This is a genomic window from Desulfosporosinus nitroreducens, assembly GCF_023897015.1.
In the GTDB taxonomy this organism is placed as follows: Bacteria; Bacillota; Desulfitobacteriia; order Desulfitobacteriales; family Desulfitobacteriaceae; genus Desulfosporosinus; species Desulfosporosinus nitroreducens.
In genome coordinates this window covers 183,933-201,990 of the sequence record NZ_JAMHFY010000001.1, presented here as the reverse complement: position 1 = coordinate 201,990, position 18,058 = coordinate 183,933, and the positions used below count along the sequence as shown (strand labels likewise).

At 42.9% G+C, this 18,058-nt stretch carries 19 protein-coding genes and 1 pseudogene; 17 read left to right on the top strand and 3 right to left on the bottom strand.

The genetic code is table 11. The features are described 5' to 3' along the window. The first annotated feature begins 39 nt into the window (after positions 1-39). The 5 genes from M8E35_RS01185 to M8E35_RS01165 are packed head-to-tail and all read left to right on the top strand — an operon-like array spanning position 40 to position 4,212. The gene (locus M8E35_RS01185; protein ID WP_252466885.1) at positions 40-621 is read left to right on the top strand and encodes a nucleoside recognition domain-containing protein; all 582 of its coding nucleotides are present in this window, start codon (positions 40-42) and stop codon (positions 619-621) included. Then, on the top strand, positions 618-1,157 hold the full coding sequence (locus tag M8E35_RS01180; RefSeq protein ID WP_252466883.1) for a spore maturation protein: 540 nt from the start codon (positions 618-620) through the stop codon (positions 1,155-1,157). Before M8E35_RS01185 ends, M8E35_RS01180 begins: the two co-directional genes overlap by 4 nt. A 49-nt stretch (positions 1,158-1,206) precedes the next feature. After that, positions 1,207-2,007 carry a glycosyltransferase family 2 protein gene (locus M8E35_RS01175; protein WP_252466882.1) on the top strand — a complete coding sequence of 267 codons (801 nt, stop codon included), beginning with the start codon at positions 1,207-1,209 and terminating at the stop codon, positions 2,005-2,007. Next, the gene (locus M8E35_RS01170) at positions 1,992-3,452 is read left to right on the top strand and encodes an ArnT family glycosyltransferase (protein WP_252466881.1); all 1,461 of its coding nucleotides are present in this window, start codon (positions 1,992-1,994) and stop codon (positions 3,450-3,452) included. Before M8E35_RS01175 ends, M8E35_RS01170 begins: the two co-directional genes overlap by 16 nt. Further along, positions 3,439-4,212 (top strand): pseudouridine synthase, encoded by a 774-nt coding sequence (locus tag M8E35_RS01165; protein WP_252466880.1) that lies wholly within the window; start codon positions 3,439-3,441, stop codon positions 4,210-4,212. Before M8E35_RS01170 ends, M8E35_RS01165 begins: the two co-directional genes overlap by 14 nt. On the opposite strand, the gene M8E35_RS01160 is transcribed toward M8E35_RS01165, so the two are convergent. Further along, positions 4,207-4,719: a hypothetical protein gene (locus M8E35_RS01160; protein WP_252466879.1), complete on the bottom strand. Its 513-nt coding sequence runs from the start codon at positions 4,717-4,719 to the stop codon at positions 4,207-4,209. The genes M8E35_RS01165 and M8E35_RS01160 overlap by 6 nt on opposite strands. Positions 4,720-4,894: 175 nt before the next feature. Between M8E35_RS01160 and M8E35_RS01155 the strand changes: the two genes are divergently transcribed. Continuing rightward, positions 4,895-5,359 carry a hypothetical protein gene (locus tag M8E35_RS01155; RefSeq protein ID WP_252466878.1) on the top strand — a complete coding sequence of 155 codons (465 nt, stop codon included), beginning with the start codon at positions 4,895-4,897 and terminating at the stop codon, positions 5,357-5,359. 175 nt (positions 5,360-5,534) lie between these two features. Further along, positions 5,535-6,776 carry a LytS/YhcK type 5TM receptor domain-containing protein gene (locus M8E35_RS01150; RefSeq protein ID WP_252466877.1) on the top strand — a complete coding sequence of 414 codons (1,242 nt, stop codon included), beginning with the start codon at positions 5,535-5,537 and terminating at the stop codon, positions 6,774-6,776. A gap of 15 nt (positions 6,777-6,791) precedes the next feature. On the opposite strand, the gene M8E35_RS01145 is transcribed toward M8E35_RS01150, so the two are convergent. Beyond that, entirely contained in the window at positions 6,792-7,013 is a 222-nt protein-coding gene (locus tag M8E35_RS01145) for a hypothetical protein (RefSeq protein WP_252466876.1), read from the bottom strand. A 210-nt stretch (positions 7,014-7,223) separates the two neighbouring features. Here M8E35_RS01145 and M8E35_RS01140 point away from each other — a divergent pair. From M8E35_RS01140 to M8E35_RS01120, 5 genes and pseudogenes are all read left to right on the top strand, one after another. Further along, a pseudogene (locus M8E35_RS01140) lies at positions 7,224-8,878 on the top strand (L-lactate permease). Between the two features lie 188 nt (positions 8,879-9,066). Further along, positions 9,067-10,455 carry an FAD-binding oxidoreductase gene (locus tag M8E35_RS01135; protein ID WP_252466875.1) on the top strand — a complete coding sequence of 463 codons (1,389 nt, stop codon included), beginning with the start codon at positions 9,067-9,069 and terminating at the stop codon, positions 10,453-10,455. A gap of 2 nt (positions 10,456-10,457) precedes the next feature. Beyond that, positions 10,458-11,747: a (Fe-S)-binding protein gene (locus tag M8E35_RS01130; protein WP_252466874.1), complete on the top strand. Its 1,290-nt coding sequence runs from the start codon at positions 10,458-10,460 to the stop codon at positions 11,745-11,747. A gap of 158 nt (positions 11,748-11,905) precedes the next feature. Beyond that, positions 11,906-12,625 carry a FadR/GntR family transcriptional regulator gene (locus M8E35_RS01125; RefSeq protein WP_252466873.1) on the top strand — a complete coding sequence of 240 codons (720 nt, stop codon included), beginning with the start codon at positions 11,906-11,908 and terminating at the stop codon, positions 12,623-12,625. A gap of 165 nt (positions 12,626-12,790) precedes the next feature. Then, positions 12,791-13,870 carry a 4Fe-4S binding protein gene (locus M8E35_RS01120; RefSeq protein ID WP_252466871.1) on the top strand — a complete coding sequence of 360 codons (1,080 nt, stop codon included), beginning with the start codon at positions 12,791-12,793 and terminating at the stop codon, positions 13,868-13,870. Between the two features lie 6 nt (positions 13,871-13,876). On the opposite strand, the gene M8E35_RS01115 is transcribed toward M8E35_RS01120, so the two are convergent. Continuing rightward, positions 13,877-14,146, bottom strand: a complete 270-nt coding sequence (locus M8E35_RS01115) for a hypothetical protein (protein ID WP_252466869.1) — start codon at positions 14,144-14,146, stop codon at positions 13,877-13,879. Between the two features lie 195 nt (positions 14,147-14,341). Here M8E35_RS01115 and M8E35_RS01110 point away from each other — a divergent pair, with 195 nt between their 5' ends. The 5 genes from M8E35_RS01110 (at position 14,342) to aroF (ending at position 18,050) form a co-directional block, all read left to right on the top strand. Continuing rightward, positions 14,342-15,589 (top strand): BaiN/RdsA family NAD(P)/FAD-dependent oxidoreductase, encoded by a 1,248-nt coding sequence (locus tag M8E35_RS01110; RefSeq protein ID WP_252466867.1) that lies wholly within the window; start codon positions 14,342-14,344, stop codon positions 15,587-15,589. 49 nt (positions 15,590-15,638) lie between these two features. After that, a complete protein-coding gene (locus M8E35_RS01105) occupies positions 15,639-16,118 on the top strand; it encodes a hypothetical protein (RefSeq protein ID WP_252466865.1) in 480 nt (159 codons plus the stop codon). Positions 16,119-16,382: 264 nt separating this feature from the next. Further along, on the top strand, positions 16,383-16,799 hold the full coding sequence (locus M8E35_RS01100; RefSeq protein ID WP_073030252.1) for a HutP family protein: 417 nt from the start codon (positions 16,383-16,385) through the stop codon (positions 16,797-16,799). Positions 16,800-16,809: 10 nt separating this feature from the next. Next, positions 16,810-17,178, top strand: a complete 369-nt coding sequence (gene aroH / locus M8E35_RS01095) for a chorismate mutase (protein ID WP_252466863.1) — start codon at positions 16,810-16,812, stop codon at positions 17,176-17,178. Positions 17,179-17,225: 47 nt separating this feature from the next. After that, complete coding sequence (gene aroF, locus M8E35_RS01090) at positions 17,226-18,050, top strand: 3-deoxy-7-phosphoheptulonate synthase (protein WP_252466862.1); 825 nt, start codon at positions 17,226-17,228, stop codon at positions 18,048-18,050. Positions 18,051-18,058 lie beyond the last annotated feature (8 nt).

The following is an 18,058-nucleotide window of genomic DNA, read 5'->3' as shown; positions in this document are numbered from 1 at the left end:
TGTTTGTCCCTTTCATACATTTTAGGCAGGGGGTGGGAAATGGTTAATCTCATCTGGCTTTTAATGTTGGCGATCGGAATAATCGTCTCTGCGTTTAATGGTCACATTGAAAATGTTACAATATCTGCGATGAAGGCTGCAGAACTCGGAGTGGAGGTTGCAATTGAACTAATCGGTGTAATGAGTTTATGGTTGGGTCTTATGCGCTTGGCAGAGGAAGCTGGTCTAGTTAAAGGGATTGCGCGTATTTTTGGGCCAGCAATTCGGCGCCTGTTTCCATCTCTTAGACCTGATAGTCCAGCCTTGGGTGCTATTATTATGAATTTAAGCGCCAACATTTTGGGGTTAGGTAATGCAGCAACACCCTTTGGACTTAAGGCCATGCAAGAACTCCAAAAGGAAAATCCTACACCTGATGTGGCAAGCCCTGCCATGATTACATTTTTAGCGCTAAATACTTCTTGTATTACCCTAATCCCGGCAACGATTATTGGAGTGCGACTAAAAGCAAATTCAGTCAATCCTACTGAAATTATTGGGACGACTATAGTCGCGACAGGATGTGCTATGTTCATGGCGATTTTAGTGGATTACTTTATACGTCGCAGGAGGAAGACATGAACGTAATTGCAGAAATATCCCGTTGGGCAATCCCCCTTCTCTTATTACTTATTCCAGTGATAGCCTACCTTCGAAAGGTTCCTGTCTATGAGTCGTTTGTAGAGGGAGCGGAGGAGGGTTTTAAGACAGGTGTGCGGATACTGCCGTTCTTAATTGGGATGCTTGTCTCAATTAGAGTGTTCGTAGACTCCGGTGCTCTTAATATACTGTCGCATTGGCTGCAACCGCTTTTTGCCCTAATAGGACTGGAGGCCGATTTCGCTGCCATCATTCCTTTAGCAATTATGCGTCCTCTAAGTGGATCGGGAGCCTTAGGAGTAGCAACGCAACTAATCAATGAATATGGACCGGATTCCTTCATCGGGCGTTTAGCGTCAACCTTACAAGGGAGTACAGATACCACATTCTTTGTGCTAACAGTCTATTTTGGCTCGGTAGGAATCAAAAAATATCGTTATGCACTCAAATTAGGATTACTGGCGGATATCATTGGATTGATCGTCTCGGTCTGGATAGTTACTAAAGTGTTTTATTGACACGTACTTTGTGCATACTAACAATGAACCGAAAGGGGGCATTGTTAGTATGTTATATATTGTTTTACCGGCGTATAATGAGGACCAAGCACTTCCAGAATTACTAGCAGATATAAATCAAAATTGTGCGGCTATTCCTCACCAAATCGTTGTTGTCAATGATGGAAGTACTGATAGTACTTTCGATGTTATTCAGAATTACGCCCAAACACATGACAACGTGCACGGAGTTAATCATGAGCAAAACCAAGGGTTAGGGGCAGCTATAAACAGTGGTTTCCAATACGTTTTAAATCATAATTATCAAGTCAATTCACCGGACAAGCTCACTTCTGAAAAACAAGATTCTCCTGATATTGTTATCACCATGGATGCAGATAATACTCAACCTGCAGACTGTATTCCCGTATTGTATGATGAGATTTGTTCAGGTGCAGATCTAGTGATTGCTTCACGATATGTTCAAGGCGGAGAGCAGCACGGACTTTCGTTTGGGCGCAGAGGACTGTCTTGGGGAGCCGGAAGAGTCATGCGGTTTTTTGCACCAATCAAGGGAGTTCGGGATTATTCATGTGGATATCGAGCATATCGACTCAGATTGCTGGCCGAGGGAACCCGACAATACGGACCGAATATCATTAAGAGTCGGAATTTTTCTGGGATGGTTGAACTATTGCTAAAAGTTGCTCCTTTCGCAGAGCGTGTCACCGAAGTTCCCTTAAAACTTCACTATGAACTAAAAAAAGGTGCCAGTAAAATGAGAATTGGAGCAACGATTTGGGGATATTTACAACTCATATATCAGTTGAAACGCAACAAGTGGAGTACCGTGGAATGGGCCGAGGAATAAACCGTATACTCTTGGCAATGATTTTGCTTATTGCCTTAGTGCTCCGTTTACGCGGAATTACGAATCCGTTGTTAGATGATCAGGCCTGGAGGCAGGCAGATACTGCAAGTATGGCAACCCATATGATAGGTCATTTAATGGATTTTCCGAATGTTTTCATACCCCAACTTAATTACGACGGAGTGATACCCCAAAGTGTTGAGTTGGAATTTCCCTTTTTGCCATATCTTTTGGCTTGGAGTTGGAGTATCTTTGGTTGGGCGGATCTTTGGGGACGTTTGTGGTCGGTCGCCTTATCCTTGGTTACAGTGGCAGGAATTTATAATTTGGGGCGAAATATATTCTCCGACAGGGTTGGGCTTTTTGCGGCCGCAATATATTCCTTAATCCCTTTGTCAATCTATTATGGACGAGTTGTTATGCCCGAACCTATGGCCCAAGCCTGGAGCATTTGGGCATTAGCAATGATCTGGAGATGGAGGACTGCTCAAAAGGAGAGCGGGATTTGGCAAGCAGGCTTGGTGATGGCTGGGGCAATACTAGCTAAGCTTCCTCAGCTTATGTTGTTTCCCGTTGCCCTTCTGCTGGGTTTTTGGCCGCTTACTGATCGCCGGATAGGGCAACTTATCCGTTACAGTATGATTGTGCTTATTCCGCCATTGGTATATTATTTATGGGTACATTTTAACGTTGCTTCTTCCAGTCAATTTGTATCAGGAATATTGACTGGACAAGTTGTCAATGCAACAAGCTTTGATTGGGAGATATTGAAAAAAAATATTCAAGATGGATTTACTGAGATAGTCCTGTTTCTATCCGGAGCTGGGATGCTCCGCATCCTCTTTTTTCGCTCTCAGGCGCGTATGGCCCTATTGGCTTGGTGTGGGATTAGTGTTTTATATATTGGAATAGTTTGTGCCCGTATTCCTTTAGATTATTACTTAGTGCCTATTTTACCTTTAGCGGCCTTATTGAGTGCTTATGCCCTTGACTGGATACCCTCCCTGCCAGGAACGGCGATTGGTATTGTCTTCCTGGTGTTAATCAACAAAGGTTCCTATACTGACTTGGCTCCAAAGTATCAATGGAATCAGGAATATCTCAGTCAAGCTAAGTGGATTAAAGAGCATACTGTACCATCAAGCATCCTGGTATTAAGCGACTCGCCGCCGATGACGTTTTATTATGCACAGAGGGTTGGATTTCGTTTAGACCCAGCCGATACTGAAGTTGCCTTCGAAGTTCTTCAAAGATTACAGGGGGATTACCTTGTTCATCTTCCTCATAGCACACAGAGCGAACAATTTTGGGGAAAAGTTCAGAATAGTTATCCAGAGGTTGGCCCCGGCATATATGATTTAAGTAATTTAGACAAAGCTAGTGACACAAAGGAATTAAATACTAGCAGCGGACAGTTAGGAAGGGGAAAATATGGCTCAAGATAAAGAGAGTGGAGAACGTTTGCAAAAAGTGTTAGCGCAAGCTGGGGTGGCTTCGCGGCGACATGCTGAGCAACTTATTCTAGAAGGTCGAGTAAGTGTAAATGGAGTAAAGATCTCTGCCTTAGGGCATAAAGTGGGGACAGATGACTATATTGAAGTCGATGGAAAGCCAGTCGAACGCTCTGAAAAACTGCACTATTATCTTCTTAATAAACCGGTTAGTGTAATTACCAGCGTAAATGACCCACAAGGGCGACCCACTGTTATTGATTTAATGAAGGAAGTTCCTGTACGAGTTTACCCGGTTGGAAGGTTAGATTATGACACGTCGGGCGCATTACTGCTTACTAATGATGGGGAATTGGCCCATCGCTTGATGCATCCTTCATATGGAGTAGAGAAGACTTACCGTGTCTGGGTACAAGGTCCAGTTGGTATTAGCGCTCTTGACAATTTGCGCCAAGGTGTACTGCTGGAAGATGGGAACACCGCACCAGCTATTGTAGAGCGTGTTGTGTGCGGTGTTCCTAAAAAGAGTACCGAGAAGTCTAAATCGGATCGTTTAGAAATCCTGGAAGTGACAATTCATGAAGGACGAAATCGCCAAGTTCGTCGGATGTTTGCGGCTGTCGGATATCCTGTACTTAAGCTTGAGCGGGTCCGCTTCGGTTCACTTAGCCAAGGGAATACTCTTCGTCCCGGTGCTTACAGAGCTCTTACCAAAGAGGAAATCCAGGAATTGCGAACCAAAGCAGGATTATGATTTAGGGTAAGTAGGATGATCCAGTTCCTTATTCCATTTCTCAATATCTCTTCCGCCATAGCCGCGCAGGGTATTAGTAACCCCATTAATTTTTTCGTGTTCTGTTTGGATTAGAACAAACCAATGCCCCGTGCGCACTTCATGTTCATAATGGCGTGCGCGAATTTCAGAAAGACCATAGCTAAGTAGTACCTCAGCAAGCCCGCGACCTTGAGGTTGATGCATGAGCTGACTGGCTAGAGGTCCGGCGACAACTACTTCCCCTAAATTGGGTACGAGAAACGGTGGAGCTTGAACTAGCCAAGTATGATATTTGTCGAAAAAGGGTTCGCTCGGATAATAGGCTAATTCGTTAGCAATTTCTTCACGGTATTGACCTTGATGGAGGTATTCACTTAGAACCACTACGGATACTTTACTATTCGCCAAGGATTCCCCTTGAATTTCTTCAATTGCCTCCTTGGTTTGTTGAGAGCCTTTGAAAATAGCAACGGCTGTTTTTAGCATGTAATTTATCCTCCTTTTAAATGCATATATACCCGTTGAAGTTTTCTTAGTATGTCCACAAATTCCAACCCTAAAGCAAGGCTTGCAGGAGAAAATCAAATCTATGGAGAATATTTAATTTATATGAAATAAAAAGACAGAATGTAGTAAGATGGGGAAACGGAGAGAACCAGTAATGAAGATTCGGATTGGGAATGAGCTCCTGACAGAACACATTCGCGTACGGATTAGAGTGGATTTTCGCGGTGAATCAAAAAATGGACGCTTTTTCTTTGGAGGGAAGAGTAAGGAAATAATGGCTGAAACAATGCGAGAGCAACAAGTTGCTTTACTTCGCAATGTGCCGCTTCAAGGAATCATTATTGAGGATGTTGATCTAAGTTTAGATGTTTATACAGTATCAGAAGAGAATGGACGCCGACACCATGAGGTTGCCTATGCTCCGATCATTCTAACTTTGCGTATTGAGAATATCGATGATTTGCTCCCTCTCTTGATTAAACCAGAGTTCCGCAAAATTGAATTTTTAAGCCCTGAAAACATATCTCTTCACAGATTGGATATGGAGCGTTTACTATTTCGACTTAGTCAATCATTTCAGCAGGAGTTAAGAATGCTAGAACAAAAGTATTCACGCTAATTATCATTAATAAATCCCTATCATTAAACTGCAATGATAGGGATTTATTCGAAGAAGGGCAAAATCGCTGAGCCTGTCATTCAGTGAATTTCTTTTAACTTGGTCACCCTCTCGATCAAAACAGCAGATACAAAATGTCCCGGCCCAGAAACTTGTTTGCCTAGGTGAAAAGGGGATGAATCCTATTGATTTACTATTGGAATTAGCTGAAAGGCTTGGCATTATTGCTACAGTAGGATTACTGATGACGAAGAGTCTAGTCTTTCGTAAATATTTGAGTTCCCAGATAACCCAACGTGAGAGGTTGACCTTGATTATTGTTTTTGGAGTATTTTCTATGGCAGGAACTTATTCGGGGGTCTCAATACATGGTGCTATGGCTAATACGAGCGCAATTGGAACAGTAAGTGCAGGGTTGCTCGGCGGACCTCTGGTAGGATTAGGGGTTGGCACTATTACAGGATTACACCTCTATATATTCTATGGCGGATTTACTGGTTTAGCTTGTGCAGTATCGCCCATAATTCAGGGCTTGTTGGGAGGGTTAGTTTATTGGCTGGCAAGAGAAAAAGCCTGCGATTGGAAGGTTGGTATAGGGCTCGGGGTAATTGCTCAAATTTTGGAAATGATAATAATTCTTATGCTTGCTCGTCCTTTCGTTGAAGCATGGAACTTTATTAGGGTCATTGCAATGCCAATGATGATATTCAATGGTCTTGGGGTGGGTCTTTTTCTATTAATTGTCAAAACAGTTTATCCTGAAGAGGAGCAGATTGCCGCCATTCAAGCTCAGAATGTTTTACAAATTGCCGATATGACGTTGCCTTATTTTCGCGAGGGAAATGCATTAAGTCTAAGTGAGCTTTATGCTAAAATCCCCAAAAACCATAAAGCAGAAATTCAGGGTTCAGTCCGTGTTCAAACCTTAACAGGGTTATCTCTTAAGATTGTCTTCGTCCAGAATCGGAACAACCACAGAGATTGGTTGGCGATTCTAACGACAGATCTTGCATTAGATAATGCTGAAATTATAAGGATTTATGGGATGCGTTGGGGTATCGAGACCTTTTTCAAGGTGGCTAAATCACACTTAAAACTGGGTACCGAATTCCAAGGACGGTCATTCGATATGATGATTAGCCACACGATAATCGTCTTTACTCGTTATCTCATCCTTGAGTGGGAACGTAGACAAAATAACGATGAACGCTCACTGGGAGGATTGTTTTACCTTTTTGCAGATGAAGTCATGGATTTAGACTTAAAAACAGCCTTGCGCCAATTGATGGCATTTGTACTCGATCTACTACCGAATAAACCCAAGAACAAAGAATCGCTTAGTCAACTACACAACTGGATTAGTGAATTGCCCAGTTATATCAAGGCTTTATTCGCACAACTGCGGTGCGAAAGTTGAGTTAGTAATAAGCTATTAATTGAGGAGTTTTAAGAGTTCATTATTCCTGCTGCGGACGGCAGCCATAGCTGGAAAGTCGAGTTCATCCATCAAAGGAACAGCAAGTGCAGCAGGAGTCCGATCCTGCTGTGCATTTTTGTCTTGAACAACGCTTACATTATTGATTTTGGAACTAAATACACAAAGAGCAAGAAATGCCAGAGAGAGCTTTTCTTGCTCTTTTGCTTTTTGAGACATATGCATATTCTAAGAAGAAATAGTAAATATTTCAAAGGAGTGAGTTTGAATTGAAATATCGCTAAAGCAGAGTTATAGTATTCAATGGCGTGATGGTAAGGTGGTAAAATGGTCAGACCAGAGGAAGATTTTATATTTAGGAAAGGAAGAAGACAAACGGGAAAAATGGAGGAATAAAAAAAGTCTACATAACGAAAGGTGGTATTTGACTTGGAATGGACACAGAACTATTCCGCACTTGGAGGTAGCGTTGGACTAACGGCACTTGTGGTTTCGTTACCAATTTTTTATTTATTATGGGCTTTAGCAATTAAACGTATGAAGGGCCATATCGCTGGGGTATCAACGCTTTTATTTACTATTATTATAGTTGTTCTTGTTTACAAGATGCCATTAGGTATTGCACTTTCAGCAAGTGCTCTTGGAATTCTGAATGGATTGTTTCCTATTGCTTGGATTATTGTAACAGCTGTTTTTCTATATAACCTTACCGTTGAAGCTGGAATATAATTAAAAGTTCAATTGCTTCTTTGTCCAATGACCGTCGTCTTCAGGCCCTTCTCATTGCTTTTTCGTTCGGTGCGTTTTTGGAGGGGGCGGCTGGATTTGGTACTCCCGTTGCAATTACGGGTGCGATCTTAATTGGACTGGGTTTTGAACCTCTCTATGCGGCAGGTCTTTGCTTAATAGCAAACACTGCCCCGGTTGCCTTCGGAGGGATTGGTGCACCGATTATTGCCGCTGGTGCAGTAACCGGTGTTAATGCGGACATAATCTCCGCAGCCGTTGGACGGCAACTACCCTTTTTGTCAGTTTTTATACCATTATATTTAATTATTCTCATGGCTGGCTGGAAAGGGGCAAAAGAGGTTCTCCCTGCTATCGCTGTCTCAGGTATTACCTTTGCAGTAGCACAGTGGTGGTCTTCTAACTACCTGGGTCCTATGCTTCCTGATATTATTTCTTCGCTGTTCTCATTGATTGCCACGGCGGCCTTACTAAAAGTGTGGAAACCTAAAAATATATGGCGTTTTCCAAATGAGAAGACTGAAAAGGTTGAACAATATAAAAAGTATTCTGGCGGTCAGATTCTTAAAGCTTGGTCTCCGTTTTTAGTTCTCACAGTCATGGTGGGAATTTGGGGAACTTCGGGCTTCAAAGATTTTGTGACGAAACAGCTGCAATGGCTCATTAGCATTCCGCATTGGCCTGGGCTAGATGGCCTAGTTGTTAAAACTATGCCGATTGTTAATAAACCAACGGTTTATGCCGCTTATTATAAATGGGAGTTCTTTTCAGCTGCCGGGACAGCGATCCTGATCTCTGCACTTATTACAATGTTCATTCTTCAAATTAGCCCGGCCAGAGGAGCCAAAGTAGCACGGGCGACATTGAAAACTCTCATCTATCCGACTATTACGGTCAGTTCAGTATTGGGCTTCGCCTACATTGCGAACTATTCTGGACTATCGTATACACTAGGTATCTTATTTGCTGGAACCGGTCACTTGTTTCCTTTCTTTGCTCCTGTATTAGGTTGGCTCGGTGTATTTTTAACGGGTTCAGACACCTCGGCTAACGCTCTGTTCGGTCAACTGCAAAATGTTACTGCCCAACAAGTTGGAGTTAACCCTATTCTGACCATTGCCTCAAACAGCTCCGGTGGAGTTGTTGGGAAAATGATTTCTCCACAATCCATTGCGGTAGCGACGGCTGCAACTGGCTTAGTTGGAAGAGAGTCTGACCTTTTCCGCTTTACACTTAAACATTCACTCTTTCTGTTACTTCTTGTTTGCATTATGACCTACCTGCAGGCATATGTGGTTCCGGGTATGATACCGACGATCGAAACATTTATACAATGAACACATGAAGCTTAAACTGAAAAATTAGCTCTATTATGGGGAAGCGGCAGTTTTTAAAGCCCTTCCCCTTATTATTTGAAGAGAATTTAATATACATATTGAAATTTAATGATAATTGCATTAATATATGGTTAGATGGTCTGACAGCCAGACAAAATTAAAATTTTCACAATATAGGGGGTAGATGGATGTTAGCTCGTGAAGTCTTACAAGAACTCATTCAAGTGCTGGGTGCGGAGAACGTTCTCACTGAGCAGGAAGACTTACTGACCTATGCTTATGATGCGACTGCCGCGATGAAACATCATAAGCCAGATGTTGTGGTTTCACCCCTTTCTACTGAACAAGTGGCAGAGGTCGTAAAAATTGCTGTACGCCATAATATTCCGATCTATCCACGCGGTTCTGGTACTAATCTTAGTGGAGGAACTATTCCCACAAAGGGTGGTATGGTTCTTTCTATGCTTAATCTTAATAAGATCCTAGAAATAGACCAGGATAACTTGACGGCGACCGTTCAACCAGGTGTGATCATCCAGGCGCTTAATGATGAAGTGCTAAAACTTGGTTTGTTATATCCACCGGATCCAGGAACAGTCACTACCGCAACGATGGGTGGCTCTCTTTCGGAATGCTCAGGTGGATTGCGTGGTCTAAAATACGGGGTAACCAAGCATTATATTATGGGATTGCAAATAGTTTTGGCCAATGGCGAGGTCATCCGGTGGGGCGGAAAAACGGTTAAAAATGTAACAGGATACGATCTAGTAGCCCTCTTTACCGGAGCTGAAGGAACGCTGGGAATTGTTACGGAAATTATCGTGAAATTAATACCATCTCCCGAGGCCCGCAAGAGTATTTTGGCCGTTTTTGATGATGTTGATAAGGCAGGAAAAGCTATTGCTTCGATAATCCGTAATAAGATTATTCCAGCAACCCTTGAGATTATGGACAATGTAACGATTCAAACCGTTGAACATTTTGTCCATGCAGGACTTCCATTAGATGCTGAAGCGGTCCTCTTGATTGAAGTTGACGGATATAAAGAGGTGGTTGAAAGGGAAGCTGTTTTGGTAGAGCAAATTTTAAAGGACGAGCAGGCTGTCGAAGTTAAAATTGCTAAAGATGATAAAGAACGCGATCTTTTGTGGTTAGCTCGCCGGAGTGCACTTCCTGCCCTTGCTCAAAAAAGACCGACAACAGTCCTTGAAGATGCAACTGTACCCAGAAGTAAAATTCCCGATATGCTTAAAGCAATTCGTAGAATTGCCGATAAGCATAATCTCAATATCGCCACATTTGGGCATGCTGGAGACGGAAACCTGCATCCTACTATTTTGACGGATGAACGAGATCAGGATGAAATGAAGCGGGTTCACTTAGCGGTCGATGAAATTTTCCAGACCGCGATATCTTTGGGAGGGACTCTCTCAGGTGAACACGGGATCGGGATTGCAAAAATGAAATATCTAGATTGGGAGTTTGGAGAAGCTGGTGTCGCTGCATTAAGGCGAATAAAAGAAGCCCTGGATCCCAACTATTTGTTGAACCCTGGGAAGATAGTAAGGAGGGACTAATCGTGTCCGTATATAATTCACTGGATTCGATTACCGAAGAACTCCATAAATGCATGAAATGTGGAAACTGTATGGCGGTTTGTCCTATCTACAAGGAAACACGCCAAGAGGTTGGAGTTGCAAGGGGAAAGATAAGTTTAGTGGAATACCTCCTTTCTGGAGAAATTGAAATGACCGAGAGGCTAGCTGATCGCTTTTCCCTGTGTACAACCTGTATGGCTTGTAACACTAACTGTCCCTGTGGAGTTCGATTTGATAAGATAATCTTGGCTGCGAGGGCAGAAGCTGTTCGCAAAAAAGGATTGCACCCGGTCAAAAAGATTGCCTTTACTGCGCTCAAAATGCAACGAATGTTTGATTTTGGGATGAAGACAGGAAGCCTTTTTCAGGGCGTAGCCTTAAAGCACGTACCCCACAAAAGTGATCGTATTGCTCGAATGCGTTTTGATATAGGTATAGGAACAGACAAGGTATTCCCTATGCTTGCCAGCAAAACATTGCGTTCTGAGTTTCCTGAAGTGGTTAAGGTCAAAAATCCAAAGATGAGAGTGGCCTTCTTCACAGGATGTATGATAAATTATTTCTATACAGATATTGGAAAATCAGTCGTTGAGGTTCTCAAAGAAAACGACATTGAAGTGGTCATTCCAAAGGGTCAGGGTTGCTGTGGTATTCCCGCCTCAGTTAATGGGGATGTAGCCTCTGCCAGTGCTTTGGCAAAACGCAATTTAAGAGCATTTGAGAAGCTGGGTGCGGACGCATTAGTTGTTGCCTGTTCTTCTGGAGGGACTGCTTGGAAGCATGTTTTTGGTGAATTACTAGAGAATGACCCAGAATTTAAAGCATTGGCTGATAAGTGGGCTGGCAAATCATATGATATTTCCGAATTTTTGATTCATAAAGTCCCTTTCAAAAAACAAGGGTTAGGCCGAGTGGACCGGAAAGTCACTTATCATGATCCTTGTCATTTAAATCGTGGTCAAGGGATTAATAAAGAACCGCGAGAAATATTAAAGAGTATTCCCGGGGTAACATTGATTGAAATGAAAGAGCCTGGTCGTTGTTGCGGGATGGCTGGATCGTTTAGTCTCGTTCACCCTGATCTTTCTGTACAGATTTCGGATCGGAAAACAGCGGACATTGAATTGACACACACGGATACAGTCGCAACTGGTTGCCCGGCTTGCAGGTTACAGCTGAAAAGCGGGGTAGAAAATGCAGGAATTGAAGAAGAGGTCCTGCATACAATCCAGATATTAGCTGAATCTTACAGGGCTGGTAAAAAGAACTGAATTTGTTCTTTAAAAGTGAGAATACTCACGACCTTAATTGTTGTAAAACATGGGAACACTTTATAATAATAAAGTGTTCCCATGTTTCATATAGGGGTTAGCTATGGTACACTAAGAACGGTTATAGGTATACAACTGGTGTGCGAGGAGTGAATAGGGTGATACTAAAACCCATTAGAACCCGAAAAATCTATGAGCAAATTGTTGATCAGATCGGTCAACTAGTTGCTCAAGGGCAGCTAAAACCTGGCGACCGGTTGCCTTCTGAGCGGGAATTAGTTGAACGGTTTCAGGTAAGTCGTGCGTCTATACGGGAAGCCATCAGTGCCCTTGAGATGATGGGATTAATTGAAGTTCGTTCTGGTGAAGGGACTTACATCAGGCAGGTTAATATAGAATCAGTAGTTACACCCCTAGCCTGGATGCTTTTCATCGAAAAAGATACTGATCTGGAACTTTACGAAGCACGCAAAATTCTAGAGGTACAAGCTGCGGGACTGGCGGCTGAGAGAGCAGAGGAAAATGAGATTTGTGAAATGTTTGAAGCCTTGGAAGTCATGCGCAGAGATCTGGAATTGTATCATTTAGGAGAAGAGGCGGATCATAACTTTCATTATGCAATTGCCAGAGCGACGCATAACAAGATCTTGTTTCGTCTAATGAACACTCTTTCGGATACAATGAGAAAGACTTTGAAAAGCAGTCGCAGTAAACTTTATGAACATAAAGATACTCCAGAAAAACTTTACAGGGAGCATCTTTTTATCTACGAAGCAATTAAAAATCACGATGCAAAGAAAGCTCAGAAACTTATGCTAGATCACTTAGTTGGGGTAGAGAACCAACTTGCCAAGGCTATAACCTTAGAAGGTAAATAAAAGAGGCGGAAACACTGCTGAAGTGTTTCCTGCCTCTTTTGACTAAGAAAGTGAACTCTTAAGAATGAGAGAGATAGCGAAAGGTAATCATACTATGTAGGAAGGAAATCTGAGATAGAAAGCGAATAGTCATGGACAAGAAGTAATATTAGCGAGGATGTAACTATGACATGTCAAATGGTATACCACAACGGGAATTGTCTAAATACTAAAAGACCTTATGCCCGTTCGTGTAAATTATGTATAGAGAGTTGTCCGCATCAGGCTATCTCAGAGTATCGAGAGCTAGATACTAAACAATGCACAGAATGCGGGGTTTGTATGGCTGTTTGCCCGAGTGGCGGTTTTGTAGATCATTCAATTGACAAGCTCCATAATTATCTGTCAGAGTCAGACAAAATCGTTTTAAACTGCCCAAGGGCGGTCCCTCAGGGGTTTGAGATTTCGTGCTTAGGGATACTGGATCGAGACAGTTGGATGACTCTGATGTTGCTGGCTAAGGAAAAAACAGCAACCATTATAACGGGAGTTTGCTCAGACTGTGAGGATCGACAGGCATGTGCATCCAGTGTTGAGATCTTTAAACAGGTTCATGCCGACTGGCCGGATCATCCTGCTGTCCATATTAAAGTACGACCAGATCAAGGGCTTGCTGAGAAACCAGTGCTTACTGAAGTTGGCGTACGCAGGACCGTTACTAAAAAGGATTCTAAATTGGGCTGGCGGCAAAAAAGTCGGGAGAAAATCGAGGAATGGTTGCCAAGCATGGCGGCGGATGAATCATATCAAATTCCAAAAACTCGTCAGTGGCTCCTCGAAGCCTTTGAGGCTTCGGCAGAGGAAAAGATCCCTTTTCATGCTTTAGCTGTAGTTGCTGATTCATGTACCAGTTGTGGTGTTTGTGCGGCAATTTGTCCCCAAGGAGCCTTGCAAAAGCGAGAAGAAAGGAATTCAGACATTGGTGCGGAAGATCAGACAAAAGAGGAGCAGATCACATCGATGCGGCTTATTTTTGAACCACAGAAGTGCGTTCAATGTCACCGTTGTGTGGAAACCTGTCGGTCAAAAGCTCTGACATTTAGTTGTAAGCCGTTATCTCATCGGTTAATTACTGGAAAAATATTAGTCCACGAAGGCTGTCCCAAGTATTGTAACCAATGTGGCAAACGTATTTTTGATAAAGGAGAATTATGCTTAGTCTGTGCCACTGGTGATCCTGCCAACAGAGGATTCTTCTCCCTCTAGTGTACGTTAAGCATGGTGTCCGCCACATCCGCAGTGAGCGCTATGCTCGTGTGCTTTTTTCTTGGGTTCACGCAAAACTTGGTCGGTTAGATGGGTTACATGAGAAATAGGTTGTTGTTGAATATCTTTAGCTAAGCTTATAATTTCTTGGATTTCTGCTTTAGATAAACCTGCATTTGTTCCCTCGGTAATTGCTAGACGGAGTGCTGCCAGGGCGTTACAGGCAACTGCAGCAGAAATTCGTGCTAAAATGATAGAACGTTGGTCAAGACTCATTAAACATTCCTCCCAAACTAATTTTATATGTAAGCTATTCTCAATCTTAGCACAGAATAGTTTCTGGGGCAAAAAACAAGCTGACCTTAACGGATATCTACCCTGAATCCTAAAGGATTAAAATTCTGATAACATAACTATTGACTCAATCAAGCTACTAATATGAAGCTGAGTCAATGAAAGAAAGGAATTAAGATGAACGAGTATCAAGTTATAGTAGTAGGTGGCGGGGCTGCAGGAATGATGGCCGCCGGACAAGCTGCAAGAGGAGGTGCAAAGGTCCTTTTACTTGAAAAGAAGGAACGTTTAGGTCGGAAAATTGCAATTTCAGGTAAGGGACGCTGTAACATAACTAATGTTGAAAATGTATCTGATTTTATTAGCCATTATCCTGGAAATGGACGCTTTTTACACGGTATTTTGCGGGATTTTGATAATGTGGCCTTGAGAGAATTTTTCGCCAGTTATGGAGTTGAGACGAAAGTTGAACGAGGAGGACGAGTTTTTCCTGTTTCCGATGATGCGGAAAAAATCGTTGATGCCCTAGTGACGTTTCTCAAGAATAAAGGAGTCACTATAAAATCGGGAATTGCAGTGGAAGAAGTTTTGGTTGAGAATGGACAGGTAACAGGGGTGCGAGGGAATGGACAAAGGTATCTGGCTCCTAGGGTGGTCGTTTGTACCGGCGGATCCTCCTATCCCGCGACCGGGTCAAACGGGGACGGATTCCGGTTTGCTCGAAAACTGGGTCACAGTGTGATTACCCCTCGACCTGCGTTGGTTCCTCTCAAGACAGCTGAAGACTGGGTAAAAGAGCTTCAGGGACTTGCCCTGAGAAATGTTGAAGCATCATTATGGATTGGGGGAAAGAAGCAGATTGCTGAGTTTGGGGAAATGCTGTTTACACACTTCGGAGTATCCGGTCCCATTATTTTGACGTTGAGTCGTCAAGCGGGGGATGCCCTTCGTGAAGGGAAACAAGTCGAACTCCGGATCAATCTTAAACCAGCCCTTTCCGCAGAACAGTTAGATCTCCGAGTTCAGCGCGATTTTCAAAAGTATAGTAATAAGCAGTCTAAAAATGCCCTGGATGATCTTCTACCCCAGAGCTTGATTCCAGTTCTAATCCGTCTCGGCGGGATAAATCCAGAAGGGGTAGTTCATCAAATCAGCCGTGAAGAACGCAAGTCCTTGGTTAAATTATTACAAGGATTACCCCTCACCATCACAGACACTCTCTCCATAGAGACAGCGATTGTAACGGCAGGGGGAATTAGTGTGAAAGAAATAAATCCTAAAACCATGGCCTCAAAATGTATTAAAGGACTTTATTGGGCTGGTGAGGTTGTAGATGTTGACGGCATAACAGGTGGATATAACCTTCAAGCTGCTTTTGCTATGGGATACAGAGCTGGTCAAGCAGCAGGGAATGTTGTCAGTTAATGGTCTGATTAATACGCTTCCTGCATAGACTCTTTTCGAGGTGATGTTCGTGCGTCGAAGAGGAAGTTTATTAGAGTGGTTGTGGAACATAGTTCAGCGAGGAGAACGCAGGATTATCAGGGTTATGGTCTTGGCATCAGTTTTACTTTTATTAATGCAGTTAAGTGCGGTAAGGGATCCACTTGATTTCTATATGACAGTAGCGGCTAAGGTGGAAGCTCCTCCTATGGAATTGCCTGCACTCGCTAACGCTGAGCGTGAAGGAGTGGCTAAGACATGGCAGATAACTTTAAAAGCTACACCAGCAGCTCCAATTCGTGTGGTTCAAAATGGTACGGTAATTGCTGATTTGGCAAAAGGAGAACAACAAATAGCGGTTCAATCCGGGCAAATCCAGTTGGATGGGATAGGGGTTGCTCAGACCATAAGAGTTCAGGTCATTAAAAAAGATGCTCGGTTGCTTGAACCCCGTCATAACCAGATCATCATATTACAAGGTAATATCATGAACTTTACTGTGAAGCCGTAGTGTTGCAAAGCGCTCTTGGTAGTACTATAATTATTGGTAATTATTGTTTTGTTATATTCTCATTTATTAGATGAGAAAAGGAGGGTAGTATGGCAGGACGGTATCAAGGTTAACTTTAATAAAGTTTGCAAATTAGAATTGCATAAGTGAAGAATGGTGGGATGGTTTTATAAGAAAACTAAGACACTGAAAGGTGTCTTTTTCTACCATTTATACTGCTGTTTAATATTTAATAAGTACCGATGAGAGAGGAAGAACGCTTAGATGACACAGAGCAAAAAAATTGCGCTTGCTGCGTTAAAGATGGCTATGACAGAAAGCCGAGAAGAAGAGGTCCATTTAAAAGAGTCCTATCTCAGAAATGGAGTTAAGACAGCCGCAGTCGATTATGGTGGCGAGTATATCGCTTCGGTTCGAAAAATTGTAGAACGAGCTATAGTAGCAGCTAAACGCGAAGGGGCAATTCAAGAGACACATGGGGATGAAGGAGCAGTAGCTGGTGCAACTCGTGAAGCCTTAAGTCAGATAATGAATAAAGCAATGGGCTTAAATATTGGTGGGAAAATTGGAATTGCTCGTCAGAATGATCATTTAAGTGTCGCAGTATTTTTTGGAATAGGACTCTTACATTTAGATGAAGTGGCTGTAGGATTGGGACATCGCGTTGCTCCCAAGGAATAGGGGGGAGAAGATGGTGCGAGGAATACGAGGTGCGACAACGGTTGATCGCAATGATGCAGAGGAGATACGGGAAGCAACCCAAGAACTTCTGAAAGTAATTCTCAATGAAAATTCACTTTGCACGGAAGACTTGGTTAGTGCGATTTTCACAGTTACACCGGATTTGAATTCTGATTTTCCGGCATCAAGTGCAAGAGCCATAGGCTGGCAGTTAGTACCGCTTCTATGTTCAACGGAAATTCCCGTACCTGGTGCACTTCCATATTGCATTCGGGTACTTTTACATGCTAATACTAACTGTAGCCAAAAGGAAATTCGCCACATTTTTTTACGTAATGCGGTAATTTTACGTAAAGATCTTGTAGATATTGATAGTTAAACAACCAAGGGATTAATTAAGCTTTAATAAGGAAGAAGGGGAGCGCGGTGAATCTAATCGCTCGACGGAAGGATGAACAACAAGAAACCACTACGGTTCGAGTGGGAGATGTTATCATCGGGGGCCCTCAGGTGGTCGTTATAGCCGGTCCGTGTGCCATTGAAAGTTATGAGCAATTATTGAGTACAGCCTTGGAAGTGCAACGGCTTGGAGCCACGATGCTTAGAGGCGGAGCCTATAAACCAAGGACTTCTCCGTATTCCTTTCGCGGTAAAGGGATAGGCGGTTTGGAAATGTTATCCCAAATTAAGGCACTCACAGGACTGCCGGTAGTTACAGAGGTGATGGATGCTCGTGACATTGAGCGGATTGGGGAGGTCGCTGATATGTTTCAGATTGGATCCCGTAATATGCAAAATTATACCCTGCTTACCGAAGTTGGGAAAACCAAGCATCCGGTTTTATTAAAACGCGGCTTGGCTTCAACCTTAGAAGAATGGATTTATGCTGCAGAGTATATCATGGCAGAAGGGAACGATCAGGTGGTTTTATGTGAACGAGGTATTAGAACGTTTGAGACGTATACCCGCAACACTGTAGATATCACTGCAATTCCTGCCTTAAAAGAATTAACGCACCTCCCTGTCTTTTTAGATCCCAGTCACGGTACAGGTAAATGGTCACTGGTCAGCCCGGTAGCTTTAGCTGGAATAGCCGCAGGTGCCGACGGCTTAATGATTGAAGTTCACCCTCAACCGGAGCTTGCTTTAAGTGACGGTGATCAATCATTAAATTTTGAACATTTTGCGGAACTCATGGAAAAGGTAAAACCTGTGGCAGTAGTCGTGGGACGACAATTATCTACGGAATGACGGTTCAG

Coding starts and splice junctions, on each gene's coding strand:
- aroH (WP_252466863.1), top strand. CDS start 16,810: ATGGTGCGAGGAATACGAGGTGCGACAACGGTTGATCGCAATGATGCA.
- M8E35_RS01180 (WP_252466883.1), top strand. CDS start 618: ATGAACGTAATTGCAGAAATATCCCGTTGGGCAATCCCCCTTCTCTTA.
- M8E35_RS01160 (WP_252466879.1), bottom strand. CDS start 4,719: ATGCTAAAAACAGCCGTTGCTATTTTCAAAGGCTCTCAACAAACCAAG.
- M8E35_RS01145 (WP_252466876.1), bottom strand. CDS start 7,013: ATGTCTCAAAAAGCAAAAGAGCAAGAAAAGCTCTCTCTGGCATTTCTT.
- M8E35_RS01155 (WP_252466878.1), top strand. CDS start 4,895: ATGAAGATTCGGATTGGGAATGAGCTCCTGACAGAACACATTCGCGTA.
- M8E35_RS01165 (WP_252466880.1), top strand. CDS start 3,439: ATGGCTCAAGATAAAGAGAGTGGAGAACGTTTGCAAAAAGTGTTAGCG.
- M8E35_RS01170 (WP_252466881.1), top strand. CDS start 1,992: ATGGGCCGAGGAATAAACCGTATACTCTTGGCAATGATTTTGCTTATT.
- M8E35_RS01185 (WP_252466885.1), top strand. CDS start 40: ATGGTTAATCTCATCTGGCTTTTAATGTTGGCGATCGGAATAATCGTC.
- M8E35_RS01115 (WP_252466869.1), bottom strand. CDS start 14,146: ATGAGTCTTGACCAACGTTCTATCATTTTAGCACGAATTTCTGCTGCA.
- M8E35_RS01135 (WP_252466875.1), top strand. CDS start 9,067: ATGTTAGCTCGTGAAGTCTTACAAGAACTCATTCAAGTGCTGGGTGCG.
- M8E35_RS01100 (WP_073030252.1), top strand. CDS start 16,383: ATGACACAGAGCAAAAAAATTGCGCTTGCTGCGTTAAAGATGGCTATG.
- M8E35_RS01150 (WP_252466877.1), top strand. CDS start 5,535: ATGAATCCTATTGATTTACTATTGGAATTAGCTGAAAGGCTTGGCATT.
- M8E35_RS01175 (WP_252466882.1), top strand. CDS start 1,207: ATGTTATATATTGTTTTACCGGCGTATAATGAGGACCAAGCACTTCCA.
- M8E35_RS01120 (WP_252466871.1), top strand. CDS start 12,791: ATGACATGTCAAATGGTATACCACAACGGGAATTGTCTAAATACTAAA.
- M8E35_RS01110 (WP_252466867.1), top strand. CDS start 14,342: ATGAACGAGTATCAAGTTATAGTAGTAGGTGGCGGGGCTGCAGGAATG.